Source organism: Aeromonas sp. FDAARGOS 1419, from assembly GCF_019047045.1.
In the GTDB taxonomy this organism is placed as follows: Bacteria; Pseudomonadota; Gammaproteobacteria; order Enterobacterales; family Aeromonadaceae; genus Aeromonas; species Aeromonas veronii.
In genome coordinates this window covers 4,049,538-4,063,308 of sequence record NZ_CP077209.1, presented here as the reverse complement: position 1 = coordinate 4,063,308, position 13,771 = coordinate 4,049,538, and the positions used below count along the sequence as shown (strand labels likewise).

Sequence of the window (13,771 nt, the reverse complement as noted above, 5' to 3'; positions counted from 1 at the left end):
AAAAAGGGCTCCCATCTCGGGAGCCCTTTTCATTATTCGCCTTGGCGAGCTGCGACCAGCTGTCAGGAGAGCGCCAACCCGAGGGAGAGCAGCAGACTGAACAGAAAGGCGCTGATGGCGGTCTTCTTGAGGGCACCGGTCAGCACCTCGCCATCGTAGCTTTCGCGCAAGGTGCGGGCCGCATCGCTGAGGGGCTTCATGGCGGGCAGGAAGATCCACGGCCAGAAGCTGGCGGGCTGGATCAGGATAAAGGAGATGGTTGCCAGCAACGCCGCCCCCAACAGTACCCAGTGATAAGCGATGGCGCGGTTGCGGCCAAGGCGCACCGCCAGGGTGATCTTGCCGCTGGCGGCGTCGGTCTCGATGTCGCGCACATTGTTGATATTGAGCACGGCGGTTGCCAGCAGGCCACAGGCGGTGGCGGGCAGCAGCAGATCCCACTCCAGCGTCTTGGTGAAGAGGTAGTAGGAGCCGAGCACCCCGAGCAGGCCGAAGAATAAGAACACCGAGATATCGCCAAACCCGCGATAACCGTAGGGAGTCTTGCCGACCGTGTAGGTCACCGCCGCGACAATGGCCGCGCCACCCAGTACCACAAATGCCAAAATCTGCAGCCACTGGCCACCAAAGGCACAGCCCAGCAGCAGCAGGCCACTGGCCACCGCCGCCAGCGCAGTCAGCCCCATCGCCACGCACATCTGCTTTTTGGTGATAAGACCGGAGACCACCGCCCGCTGTGGGCCGATCCGCTCGCCGTTGTCGGCGCCGGAGACCGCATCGCCGTAATCGTTGGCCAGATTGGAGAGGATCTGCAGCAAGATGGCGGTCAGCAGGGAGAGCGCCATGATGGTGCCATCGAAAGCGCCACGACTGGCAGCCAGCCCCGAGCCCAGCAGGATGGAAGAGCAGGCGAGCGGCAGTGTTCGCAAACGCGCCGCCAGCAACCAAACAGAGAAGGTATTTGTCATTTTGTGATGGCCAAACAATCGGATATTGATCGTGTTAAGGGTTATCGAACCGGATTTGGGTATACTTGGCCCCGGAGAGTGAAGCTCCCGCGGGCGATTTACATGGACGAATGGGCAGATAATATATAGGAAATCATCGCCCTTTGGCATAAACCTACGGCATCCAGCTACCGGATCGCTCGTTACTACCCGGCTCAGACAAGAATCCATGTTGGCTCAGACCCATATCAAGCAACAACTGGACGCCCTGCGTCACAGCAACGTCAGCGGCTTCGTACGGTTGCGAGTGGCGATCGAAATCCGCTCCTTTCTGGGCTGGCTCGCGGCGCAAACCCTCTATCCCCGCATCTACTGGCAGGCCCGTGGAGAGGCTCGTCCCGAGTATGTCGCGCTGGGCGCCATCCATGAACTGACCGAGCCGCACGCCATCAAGCAGGTGTGCACTAACACAGCCAACCAGCATCATGACGACAGCCCTCGCTACTATGGCGGACTGGCGTTTGATCCGGCCCAATCAGGCTGGCAAGGGTTTAGCCCCTGCCGTTTCGTGCTGCCCCGCATCGAGCTGGTGCGCCGTGGCGAGTGCGTCAGCCTCTGCCTCAACCTCTGGCTGGATGAAAACAATCTCGAGGCCGAACTGCAGGAGGCAGAAGCCGCCCTCGATGCCCTGCGCCCGGAAGCCCCGCTGCCCGCCCTGCAAAAGCAGCCCTGGCAGCGACAGGATTGCCCCGGCCCCGCCCAGTGGCAGACGCTGGTGGAGCGCGTCACAGCCCCCGATTTTCAGGCCCACACCCCCAAGGTGGTGCTGTCGCGGGAGAGCCTGCTGACCAGTCCGAACCACGATGCGGATATCAATCCCTGGGCCATGCTCGACCAGTGGGCCCGCCACGCCCAGGACTGCTTCCACTTCGGTTTTCAATTCTCCCCCGAGCAGGCCTTTATCGCCTGTTCTCCCGAGCGGCTCTACCGCCGGGAAGATCGCCACCTCTTTACCGAGGCGCTGGCGGGCACCATCCGCCGCTCCGGCGATGAAGAGGTGGATGCCCAACTGGCCGCCGAGCTGCTGGCCGACAGCAAGAACCGGCTGGAGAACCGGCTGGTACATGCCGACATCCTCAGCCGTCTGGCGCCACTGACCCACGATGCCACCCTGACCGAGCCGCGCATTCTCAAACTGCGGCTGCTGCAACACCTCAAGTGCGATATCGAAGCCGAGCTCAAGCCCGGGGTCTGCGACTGGCAGCTGCTCGACGCCCTCCACCCGACGCCGGCGGTGGGTGGTGCCCCGCGCGAGGCAGCGCTCGCCTTTATCCGCGAGTTCGAGCCCTATGATCGGGGCTGGTACGCCGGTGCCTGCGGCATGCTGAGCCGGGAGACGTCCGAGTTCTCGGTCGCCATTCGCAGCGCCCGCATTCAGCCGGGCAGCGTCACCCTGTTTGCCGGTGCCGGCATTGTCGCCGGTTCCGAGCCTGTCGCCGAGTGGGCCGAGCTCGACAACAAGATCGCCAATGTGCTCTCCCTGCTGGGATAGTCATTCACCCTTTTCACGCTACGAGAGCCCCTATGCCCACCCGTAAAGAGCCTGCCAGCGAAGAGTTTGCCTGCACCCCGTTTTCGAGCCAGCACGCCACCTTCAACCACGTCTGGTCCTCCCTCTTGCTGGAGGAGCTCTTTCGCCTCGGGGTGCGCGACATCGCGCTGGCCCCCGGCTCCCGCTCTGCGCCGCTGACCATGGCGGCTGCGGCCCATCAGGGCTTTCGTCGTCACCTGCACTTTGACGAGCGCGGTCTCGGCTTTATGGCGCTGGGGCTGGCCAAGGGGAGCAACCGGCCGGTGGCGGTGATCATGACCTCGGGTACTGCGGTGGCCAACCTCTGGCCCGCCGTGGCAGAGGCCCAGCTCACCGGCGTGCCGCTGATTATTCTCTCCGCCGATCGCCCTCACGAGCTTATCGACAACGGCGCCAATCAGGCGATCGACCAGCAGGGGATCTTCGGCCGCTACCCCGTCTATCAGCAGAACCTGCCGAGCCCCACCCCGACCATTCCGGCGGCGTTTGTGCTGAGTTCGGTGGACCAAGCCTTGGCCAAGCAGGTGCTCACCCCCGGGGTGGTGCACTTCAACTGCATGTACCCCGAGCCCCTCTATCCGGGCGAGCACTATCAGGATTTCTCCGACTATCTGGCCCCCCTCGGTGACTGGCTCGGCTCGCACAAGCCCTGGAGCCCGTGGCAGCAAAGCGAGCCGAGCTGCCCACCTCAGGCGGAGTGGGAAACCTTTCGGCAACAGCACGGCATTATTGTCGCCGGCAGGATCACTGACCCCGAACAGGCACAGGTGGTCGCCGAACTGGCAGAGCAACTTGGCTGGCCGTTGCTGGCAGATCTGCAGAGCCAGATCCGCTTCGACAGCCGCAACCTCATCCATATGGATATGGCGCTCAACGACCCTGAATTCGTCGCCGAGCTGGGCCGCGCCGAGGTGCTGCTGCAATTTGGCGCGCGGCTTGTTTCCAAGCGGCTCGGCCAGTTCATCAAGCACCATTCATGGCAGGATTACTGGCTGGTGGATCCGCAACCGGCGCGGCTGGATCCCGACTACCGGCTGCGCAACCGGCTGCTCTGCAGTGCCAGCGCCTTTGCTGCGGCCCATCCGGTCACCACACAAGCCCCTTGGCACACATTGGCCGAGCGGCAATACAACGCCAGCCAGCAGATCGCCGCTGCCTGCGAGCACTTCTCCGAACTTGGGGTCTGCCATCGCCTCAATTCCCTTATCGAAGGACAGCTGTTTGTCGGCAACAGCATGCCGGCACGACTGATGGATATGCTCGGCGAAACGGGCAAGGGGCCGAGCCGGGTGATGACCAACCGCGGCGCCTCCGGCATCGATGGCCTGATCGCCACCGCCTACGGGTTTGCCCAATCGATAGAGCCGGGCAGCGATGAGCCCACCACCCTGCTGCTTGGGGATCTCAGCGCCCTGCACGATCTCAATAGCCTCGCCCTGCTCAGCAAGGCGAGCCGACCGCTGGTGGTGATCCTGCTCAACAACGATGGCGGCAGCATCTTTCGTATGTTGCCGGTGCCCACCGAAGGGGAGCTGCTGGAGAGCTACTACCGGCTGCCCCACGGCCTCAGTTTTGAACATGCTGCAGCCATGTTTGGTCTCGCCTATCGGGCGCCGACCACCCTGCCCGAGTTCGAACGCGATTACAGCGCCGCCCTCCAACATGGCGTTACCTTGATCGAGATCCGGGTGCCGAGCGAGCAGGTGGCCGATGATCTCAAGGCGCTGGGGGCCGCCATCCGTGGCAAATAAAAATGCCCATGTGCCGCTGGTGCTGCTGCACGGTCTGCTGGGGGATGGCGGCGACTGGCAACCGGTGATCGACCGGCTGCCCGCCATCCGCTGCATCGCCCTCGACCTGCCGGGCCACGGCCAGCATAGCGCTCTCAACGTCAGCGACTTTGAGCAGAGCCACCAGTGGCTGGTCGCCGAGCTGGCCAGCCGCAACATTGAACGCTATCTGCTGGCGGGTTACTCGCTGGGTGGGCGACTGGCCCTCTATCACGCCAGCCGCGAGCCAGCCGGGCTGCAGGGGCTGCTACTGGAGAACTGCAACCCGGGACTACCGGCCTGTGAACGGGCCGCCCGCATCCAGCACGATGAACAGTGGGCGCGGCGCTTTGAGCAGGAACCACTGGCTGACGTGCTGGCAGATTGGTACCGGCAAGGGGTGTTTGCCGATCTTGACGATGCGGCCCGGGCCCGCCAGATCGCCAGCCGCCTTGGCAACGACGGTCAGGGCATCGCCACCATGCTGCGCGCCACTTCGCTCGGCAAGCAGCCGGATCTCTCCCCCTGGCTCATGGCGAGCCAGCTGCCGGTTACTTATGTGAGTGGCAAGCGGGATCACAAATTCCATCAGCTGGCTTGCCAGCTGGCGAACCAGGATCGCAGAATCAACCACTTGGTGCTGGATGGCGGCCATAATCTGCATGCCCATCAGCCTGATAACTTTGCCCGACTCCTCGCGGAGTGGGTCAACCAACAAGAAGAGACGAGTCATGATTGAAGCAATGACGGAAGCTGAACTGTATGCACCTGTTCAACATGCCAGGATTGCTCAACTCAGAGTTCAACTCGGTGCTCAACTGCACTCTCCCAGATCAGAAGGAAAAAACCATGATTGAAGCAATGACGGAAGCGGAACTGTACGCTCCGGTTGAGTGGCAGGATTGCTCCGCCGGTTACGAGGACATCCTCTATCACAAGTCCAACGATGGCATTGCCAAGATCACCATCAACCGTCCCCAGGTGCGCAACGCCTTCCGCCCCCGTACCGTCAAAGAGATGCTGCAGGCGCTGGCCGATGCCCGTTATGACGATCAGATCGGCACTATCATCCTGACCGGTTTTGGCGAGAAAGCCTTCTGCGCCGGCGGCGACCAGAAGATCCGTGGCGACTACGGTGGATACCGCGATGACGAGGGAACTCACCACCTCAACGTGCTCGACTTCCAGCGCGACATCCGCACCTGCCCGAAACCTGTGGTTGCCATGGTAGCGGGCTACGCGGTCGGTGGCGGCCACGTGCTGCACATGATGTGTGACCTGACCATCGCCGCCGACAACGCCCAGTTTGGCCAGACCGGCCCGAAAGTAGGCTCCTTCGACGGCGGTTGGGGTGCTTCCTACATGGCTCGCATCGTCGGCCAGAAGAAAGCCCGCGAAATCTGGTTCCTCTGCCGCATGTACGACGCCCGGCAAGCCCTCGACATGGGTCTGGTCAACACCGTCGTGCCGCTGGCGGATCTGGAGCGTGAAACCGTGCGCTGGTGCCGCGAAATGCTGCAAAACAGCCCGATGGCGCTGCGTTGTCTGAAAGCGGCGCTCAACGCTGACTGTGATGGTCAGGCAGGCTTGCAGGAGCTGGCGGGCAATGCCACCATGCTGTTCTACATGACCGAAGAGGGTCAGGAAGGCCGCAACGCGTTCAACGAAAAGCGTCGCCCCGACTTCTCCAAATACAAGCGGAACCCCTGATGACACTAGCCCTGTATCGCTATCAACTGCCTTTTACCCAGCCCCTGACCTTTCACGGCAAGGTGGAGGTGGCGCGAGAGGGGCTGTTGGTGCGCATCAACGACGGCTGGGGGGAAATCGCCCCCCTGCCCGGCTTCTCGAAAGAGAGCCTGCAACAGGCAGAGGCAGAAGCCCTTGCCGCGCTGGCGGCCCTGGCCGCCGGCGACACCCCGAACCCCGTGCTGCCGTCGGTGCAATTTGGCCTCGACTGCGCGCGCCGGACATGGCCCGAGCAGCGCAACCCGCTGCCGGAGCCCTATCCCCTCATTCAAGGCTCCCCCCAGGAGCTGCTGCGCAACTGGAAAGAGTGGCTGCACCGCACGCCCGGCAAGGCCAAGCTGAAGGTGGCACGCTACCCGATGCGTGACGAGCTGGCGCTGATCCGCCTGCTGTGCGATCGCCTCCCCTCCCTCAAGCTGGTGCTGGATGCCAACCAGGGCTGGACCCGCGAGGAGGCGTGGACCTTCTGCGGCCACCTCGACCCGAATCGCATCGAGTATCTGGAAGACCCCTGCGCCGACTTTGCCGACATCGCCTTTGTCGCCAACCGCACCGGCATGCCGGTGGCGCTGGACGAACTGCTGGCGCAAGGCAAGCCGTGGGAGCCGATCCCGCAACTGCGAGCGCTGGTACTCAAACCCACCCTACTCGGTTCGCTGGCCAACTGCGAAGCGCTGATCGCCCGCGCCCGCGAACTGCGGCTCAAGGTGATCATATCCTCCTGCTTCGAATCGGATCTGGGCCTGAACCAGCTGTTTCATCTGGCTGGCGAATGGGCTCCCGAACAGGCACCAGGTCTGGATACCCGCCGCTGGATGGCTGGCAACCTGCTGGGGGAAGATGGCAAACCGGATCTGAGCCGACTGGAGCAACTGTATTACCGTGATTGACCCTTCCCGTTCACCCGAACAGACACCTTGCCCGGTACGCCACCGGGCAATCACAGCACCGAACCGCATTGCCATCCACGCCGCCTCGCCTCTCAGTTATCGCCAGCTCGATGCTCGCCTCAACAGCCTGTGCCAACAGCTGGAACAAGCCGGAGTGCGTCGTGGCGCTCATCTGGCGGCGGTGGTGCGCGGTGCGCTGGAAGATGTGCTGCTGGCGTGGGCCTGCGTGCGCAGCGGCGTGGTGTTCTGCCCGCTCAACCCCGCCTTTCCTCTCGAAAAGCAGCGCGAGCTGGCGGTGCAACTCGATGCCGATGCCTTCTGGTCGGCAGGGGAGATCCCGACAGGCAACTGGCAGCCCTTGCCGATCGACTTCACGCGCGAACTGCCAGCAAGAGAGGAAGCGTGGCCGCTGGAATCGACCCAACTCAACAATATGATCCTCACCTCCGGCTCCAGCGGCACGCCGAAAGCGGTGGTGCACCGGCTCTGCAACCACCTTGCCTCGGCACGCGGCTCTGCCACCCTCATTTCCCTCGATGAAAAGTCCGGCTGGCTGCTCTCCCTGCCGCTGTTCCATGTGGGCGGCTACGCCATCCTGTTTCGGGTCTTTCTGGCGGGCGCCACGTTGGTGCTAGACGATCGCAGTCAGCCGCTCAAGGCGCGGCTTGAACAGCAGCCCATTACCCATCTCTCGCTGGTGCCGACCCAGCTCTGGCGACTGCTGGCAGAGGGTTTTGACCCCGCCCGTACCCGCCTGCGCGAGCTGCTGCTCGGTGGCGCCGCCATCCCGCAGCCGCTGGTGAGCCGCCTCTGCGCCATGGGGCTCGAACCCAAGGTGAGTTATGGTCTCTCCGAGATGGGCAGTCAGGTCTGCACCGCTATCCCCGGCGATGCAGGCGTAGTTGGCAAACCGCTACCGGGGCGGGAAGTGTGCATCAGGGAGCAGGAGATCTGCGTGCGCGGCGCCACCCTGTTTGCCGGTTACTACCGCGATGGAACTCTCGATCTGCCCCTTGATGCTGACGGTTGGTTTCATACCCGCGACAAGGGCCACTTCAGCGAGAACGGCGAACTGGTGGTAGAGGGGCGACTCGACAACCTCTTTATCTCGGGGGGCGAAAATATCCAGCCCGAGACCATCGAGCAGCGGCTGGTGGATCACCCGGCCGTCGCCCAGGCACTGGTGGTGCCGGTACCAAGCGACGAGTGGGGCCAGCGCCCCGCCGCCTTTATCGACTGGCACGGCGAGCCGGTTCCCTACCCCGAGCTGGCAGTCTGGATCCGCGCCACCCTGCCCGGCTTTATGGTGCCCGACCGCTGGCTCCCCTGGCCCGATCTCGGCGGTAATCTCAAACCCCAGCGCAAACTGTTTCAACAGTGGGCCATTGAATAACCGAAGAGCGGTGGTTGACCCAACCGACGGGAGTAACACCGGCAACCGGATGTGATGTTGCTCCCATTTTCGTGATTTCACTCCATACATGAGAATGTCTCATGTGAGCCTTTACTACTGCTGAAGCGCCCTCATACCACTCACCCGAAATATAAAGTACATCTTATTGATTTTTATCTTTTTTAAATCACCATTGATGTTCTTTTGAATCCCTATAAATTGCCTATCGGTTACAACGCAGACAATAACAAGGGATAAAAATGAATCGTTCAGGTTCCGGGTGGCTGCTATTGGCAGCACCTCTGCTTTTTGCCTCCTCAACACAGGCCAACTACTCCCCCAGCGGCTGGCGACAGTATCAGCTGACTGGCGAATCGAGTCGGCAACTGGCCGCTCGCATCACCGAGATCACCTACGAGCTCAAGGCGCGCAGCAGCAATGCACCCTATCAGCAGCTTAGGGTCTACCGCCGCTTCGACTGGCAGAGCAGCGATCTCGCCGCACTGGCCGAGCAACAGTGTGGCGAGCCGCAGCTCAAGGTAGATGCGGGCTGGCGGATCCGCTTCGTGCGCTGTGAAGATCGGATTCCGGCGGGCAAGCTGATCCCGGCCAGCAGTTATGACTTTGGTTATGGCCTCAAGCAGGGTCGCTGGGAGCAACTGGCGGGCACGCCGACCGCCCAGCGGCAGGATCGTCTGCCGCTGCCGCAAGCCATCATCCTGGGTCAGAGCGAAAGAGAGCTGGATCGCTGCGAACTCAACGCGCAGGGCCGCTGCGCCGAGTCGGAGTGGCACTATCAACCGCAGGATTGGCAGCAGTTGCAGGTACTTGAAGAGACCCCGAGTGAGCGGGATGGCCGGTTGGAGCAGATCTTCTTCCGTCTGCAACCGGTGGCAGGCAGTCAGGCGGCCGCTCAGGTCAGCGAGATCCACGTCTGGCGCCGCTATCAGTGGCAGCTGGATCAGCTCACGCCTCAGCAGGAGTGTGATGAGCCGCAGGAGCGCAAGGAGGGGAGCAACACCATCCGCTATCGCATCTGCCGTCAGGTGATCCCCGCTGGCAGCGAGGTTCAAGTAACGTTGCAAGATAGCGGTTACCAATACCCGGTCGCTGGCGGCGAGTGGCAACCCCTGCCAGAGAGCAAAGAGTGGCAGGAGAGCCGGGTGCTCAATCGCCCCATCGTGCTGGCCAGCAAGGAGGAGCAGCTGGAGTGCCGTCGCGCCAACGGTCGTCTCTGCTCCGAGCCAGAGCAACCCGATGTGGATCTGCTCGACAGCGATGCCGCCAAACTGGTGGCCGACGTGAGCGGCCAGAATAGCCCTGCCTGGCAGGCGGATTACGGCCACGATGACGCCAAGCTGATGGCGGTGGTGCGCGGCATGCGTGCCCTGCTGGCGGCCAACCAGCCGACCCATCCGGCAATGGACAAGCTGCTCTATTATGTGCGCGCCCACAACTACCACGGCGGCGTTGGCAAAGAGAGTGATCAGGCCGCCCGGGCTCTGGCCGGGGTGATGATTGATCTGCTCAACCACCCATTGCTGCTGGGAGCTGAACCGCAGGATCAGGCTGGCACAGTGCTGGAAGCCTGGAGCGTAGCGGCGCAGGGACAACTTGGGCAAGCCGCCTTCCGCCAGAGTGCCGCCCCCATGCTGGCCCAGCTCAACCAGGCGCTCGGCTATGCGGTGCAACATGCGGCGCAGCTCAATGGCCACAAACCCTGGGCCGATGGCCTGTTCGAGCTGCTCAATCTGGTCGATCAGAGCGCCTCTTACGGTCAGCAGGCTGACTTCAGCGCAGCTGTGCTGCAACAGGAGGCGGCATTGCGCCAGAGCCTGCTGCAACTGGGCCTGAGCGAGCTGGCCCTCTGGAAACAGCGCGATGGCTCACGGGATCTGTTTATCTTCAACAACATCCTCGATGCCCATAGCCGCCTCTACCAGATGATGCGCTACCTCCATCACACCAGCCCGGATAAGGCGATCGCCTATCGCCAACAGCTGGATCGCGATGTCATCGCCATCATGCGCCAGCAGGGGCTTGTTCCGGGCGGCCAGCATCCGGCAGCCATGCTGGAAGAGGTATCCCTGACCCTCTCCAGCTACTACCTCACCTACACGGATCGCACCAGCGAAGCCTGTGTCAGCGGCGAGTTCGCCGGGCTTTGTACCCCGATCCGCATGGAAGATATTCTGCCGTTCGAGCACACCTGCTCACCCACCCTGCGTCTGCGCGCTCAGGATCTGACCCAGGCTCAGGCCGAAGGGATCTGCCGCGAGCTGGGTGATGAAGAGCAGCGCTTCCACCAGCAGATGGAGACAGGCTGGCAACCGGTGGCCGATGATCACAACGAGGCGCTGGAGCTGGTGATCTTCAACTCCTCCGCCGACTGGGGCCGCTACGGCAGCGCGCTGTTTGGTGTCTCCACCGACAATGGCGGCATCTATATCGAGGGGGATCCGGCTCGCCCCGGCAATCAGGCCCGCTTCTTCGCCTATGAGGCGGAGTGGAAACGCCCCGCCTTCCAGGTGTGGAACCTGCGCCACGAGTACGTTCACTATCTGGATGGCCGCTTCAACCAGTACGGCAGCTTCGGCCACTATCCGCTCAACCGCACTACCTGGTGGGCCGAGGGGATTGCAGAGTACATCGCCCACGGCCAGTGCTTTGCCCGAGGTCTGGATAACGTGGCAAATCGCCCCGCCAACCAGCGTCCGACACTGGCGGCGATCCTCCACCTTGACTACGACCAGGGTGGCGAGATGGTCTACTCCTGGTCCTATACCGTGCACCGCTTCCTCAACGATACCGGTCGCGGCGCCAGCTGGCTGGCGCTGGCACAAGCGCTGCGCAATCCGGATCGGCAGCAGGCGATGAGCGACTTCGAAGGGGAGCTGGACCGCCTGATCGCCAACGACAGCGACGCCTATCAGGCGTGGCTCGCCCGGGATCTGCTGCCCTGGTGGCAAGCCAACAAGGAGTCAGACGCCTGCAAGGGTAACGACTCCGCCCACTGATAAACCTTCACCGACCAGAGGGGCTGCCACCGCTGCCCCTCTCTTCATCCTCCCGATCTCCCGGCCTCTGCTGCGACAACCTCTGCCCGAATGAGGTGCCCGCCCGTTATCAAGCCTGACGCCAGCGGCCGAGTTGTAATAGAATGCCGATAGCCACTCCCAACTTCAGACCCTGACCGCACCGCGCATGAAGAAGTTTGCCAAGATCCTCCTCGCCTGCCTCGTTTTGCTGCTGGCCCTGATTGCCATGCTGCTGGGCTACAGCGAGTGGATCGTCTCGGATGCCCGTCACTACACCTACGATCGGGTGGACAAGGTGCCCTACAACCGGGTTGCGGTGGTGCTGGGTACCTCCAAATATCTCTCCGGTGGCGGCCCTAACCACTACTTCAAATACCGCATCAAGGCGGCGGCCGAGCTCTACAACAATGCCAAGGTGGACTTCATCATCGTCTCCGGTGACAACGCCACAGTGCAGTACAACGAGCCGCGCCAGATGCGCCGCGCCCTGATCAAGGCGGGTATCCCCGCCTCCGCCATCTATATGGATTTCGCCGGATTCCGCACCCTCGACTCAGTGGTTCGCGCCAAGGAGGTGTTCGGCCAGGAGCGCTTTACCGTGGTCTCCCAGGGCTTTCATAACGAGCGGGCCATTTTCATCGCCCGCCATTTCGGTATCGATGCGGTCGGCTTCAATGCCGAGGATCCCAGCGCCTATCAGGGGATACGCACCCGGGTGCGGGAAGTCTTTGCCCGCCTGATGGGGTTGCTCGACCTCTATGTACTGGACAAGGGGCCCAAGTTCCTCGGGGCACCGGTCCCCATCGGCCTGCCTGTGCCTTGCCAGTCACTGAGTACCATCGGCAGTCTGCAACCCTGCCTAAAACAACCCAAACCGGCGCTGGATGAGGCCAAGCCAGCGGCAGTCTCTGCCGCGGTTGCCACCGAGTCAGCAACTTCGTCTGCCTCGGCCACGACTGAACAAGTCACTCCTGCTTTATCCGCAGCAGCAACGACTGATCCGGTCACTCCCGCCAAATCCGCGGCAGAAACCACCGCAGAGGCGCCCAGCGCGGCCTTGCCCACATTGCCGGTGGCCTCTTCAGCCGCCAGCGCCAGCACAGCCACACCATAAACAGACGACCCGCCAACTGGCGGGTCCTGTTATTGCAGCGCAGGTTGTGGCGGCGATCCTGCACACCCATACCCAGCGACCAAGTCAGCCTATCGCCGCCTGATAGCGGCGGGCCACTTCGGCCCAATCCACCACCTGATAGAAGGCTGCGATATAGTCAGGACGCTTGTTCTGGTACTTGAGATAGTAGGCGTGCTCCCACACATCCAGCCCCAGGATCGGGGTATGGCCATGCATCAGGGGACTATCCTGATTGGCACTGCTCTCCACCTGCAATCTGCCTGCCTTGTCCACCACAAGCCAGGCCCAGCCGCTGCCGAAGCGGCTCAGGGCAGCCTGAGTGAAGGCCTGCTTGAAGGCATCGAATCCCCCCAATTCCCGCTCGATGGCCAGAGCCAGTTCACCACCCGGCTCACCGCCCCCCTGCGGGCTCATCACCAGCCAGAACAGGGAGTGATTGGCATGGCCGCCACCATGGTTGCGTACCGCCCCCTGCAGGGCGGTTGGCAGGGTGTCGAAGCGGCGCAGCAGCTCCTCTACCGGCAGTACGGCCAGCTCGGGCGCCGTTTCTAGTGCGGCGTTGAGGTTGTTGATATAGGTCTGGTGATGACGGTTATGGTGGATCTCCATGGTCAGGGCATCGATATGGGGTTCCAGTGCGTCGTAGGCATAGTTCAGGGCTGGCAGGGTATGGCTCATGATGACCTCTGTTCGGATTAATGGAGCTGGGATGAGGGCTCGCTCTGACACAGGCAGTGACCGAGCGAACGCATGATCCCGGCGTGGCTGCCGTGGCGCTGAACGAACGTCAGCAACTCGGCACGGGTTGTTCGGGTATGGCGCAAAGCCGCCTCTCGCAAGCGAGAGGAGCAAGCGGGGGAGTGACAGGTCGCCAGCAGGCAGTCGTGCACATAGCAGAGCAGATCGGCGGCGCGATCGGGCAGAGTCATGGCCACCAGCAGATCCGCCAGATTGTGGTGAGCCACGACCAGCGCAGCCACCGCCTCATCCGCGTCGTGCCATTGCACCAACTGCTGACGAGCCAGCCAGAGCGCCTGCTGATAATGAGCCAGCGCATGATGATACTCGCCGCAATCAAACAGCCGGCTGCCCTCTCGGGTCTGCTGTTTCCAGTGACTCATGCTGCTGCCACCTTCGGTCGACTCGACCCACCCCTTCACCCAGGTTGCTGTCATATGCTTTACACCAACAAATGATAATAATTATCATTACATGAATCATATCCGGGAGACAAGGGGCGTCGGGATCGCAGTAAACAG

The 13,771-nt window shown here is 62.5% G+C and carries 11 protein-coding genes; 8 read left to right on the top strand and 3 right to left on the bottom strand.

Annotated features, from left to right (window positions below):
* Positions 1-62: 62 nt before the first annotated feature.
* Positions 63-968, bottom strand: coding sequence for a 1,4-dihydroxy-2-naphthoate polyprenyltransferase (locus I6L49_RS18550; protein ID WP_216950110.1), 906 nt, complete (start codon positions 966-968; stop codon positions 63-65).
* A gap of 208 nt (positions 969-1,176) precedes the next feature.
* Between I6L49_RS18550 and I6L49_RS18545 the strand changes: the two genes are divergently transcribed.
* From I6L49_RS18545 to I6L49_RS18510, 8 genes are all read left to right on the top strand, one after another.
* Positions 1,177-2,499 carry an isochorismate synthase MenF gene (locus tag I6L49_RS18545; protein WP_216950109.1) on the top strand — a complete coding sequence of 441 codons (1,323 nt, stop codon included), beginning with the start codon at positions 1,177-1,179 and terminating at the stop codon, positions 2,497-2,499.
* Positions 2,500-2,531: 32 nt separating this feature from the next.
* The gene (gene menD / locus I6L49_RS18540; protein WP_216950108.1) at positions 2,532-4,289 is read left to right on the top strand and encodes a 2-succinyl-5-enolpyruvyl-6-hydroxy-3-cyclohexene-1-carboxylic-acid synthase; all 1,758 of its coding nucleotides are present in this window, start codon (positions 2,532-2,534) and stop codon (positions 4,287-4,289) included.
* Positions 4,249-5,046, top strand: coding sequence for a 2-succinyl-6-hydroxy-2,4-cyclohexadiene-1-carboxylate synthase (gene menH, locus I6L49_RS18535; protein ID WP_216950107.1), 798 nt, complete (start codon positions 4,249-4,251; stop codon positions 5,044-5,046). The genes menD and menH overlap by 41 nt, the downstream gene beginning before the upstream one ends.
* Before the next feature lie 122 nt (positions 5,047-5,168).
* A complete protein-coding gene (gene menB / locus I6L49_RS18530; protein WP_206525820.1) occupies positions 5,169-6,017 on the top strand; it encodes a 1,4-dihydroxy-2-naphthoyl-CoA synthase in 849 nt (282 codons plus the stop codon).
* A complete protein-coding gene (gene menC, locus I6L49_RS18525) occupies positions 6,017-6,946 on the top strand; it encodes an o-succinylbenzoate synthase (protein WP_216950106.1) in 930 nt (309 codons plus the stop codon). Before menB ends, menC begins: the two co-directional genes overlap by 1 nt.
* Positions 6,939-8,339, top strand: a complete 1,401-nt coding sequence (locus I6L49_RS18520) for an AMP-binding protein (RefSeq protein WP_216950105.1) — start codon at positions 6,939-6,941, stop codon at positions 8,337-8,339. Before menC ends, I6L49_RS18520 begins: the two co-directional genes overlap by 8 nt.
* Before the next feature lie 260 nt (positions 8,340-8,599).
* On the top strand, positions 8,600-11,356 hold the full coding sequence (locus I6L49_RS18515; RefSeq protein WP_216950104.1) for a collagenase: 2,757 nt from the start codon (positions 8,600-8,602) through the stop codon (positions 11,354-11,356).
* A gap of 187 nt (positions 11,357-11,543) precedes the next feature.
* Complete coding sequence (locus I6L49_RS18510; protein WP_216950103.1) at positions 11,544-12,491, top strand: vancomycin high temperature exclusion protein; 948 nt, start codon at positions 11,544-11,546, stop codon at positions 12,489-12,491.
* An 84-nt stretch (positions 12,492-12,575) separates the two neighbouring features.
* Here the strand turns inward: I6L49_RS18510 and I6L49_RS18505 are convergent, their stop codons facing one another.
* Positions 12,576-13,190: a superoxide dismutase gene (locus I6L49_RS18505; protein WP_216950102.1), complete on the bottom strand. Its 615-nt coding sequence runs from the start codon at positions 13,188-13,190 to the stop codon at positions 12,576-12,578.
* 17 nt (positions 13,191-13,207) lie between these two features.
* A complete protein-coding gene (locus I6L49_RS18500; RefSeq protein WP_216950101.1) occupies positions 13,208-13,687 on the bottom strand; it encodes a hypothetical protein in 480 nt (159 codons plus the stop codon).
* Positions 13,688-13,771: the final 84 nt, after the last annotated feature.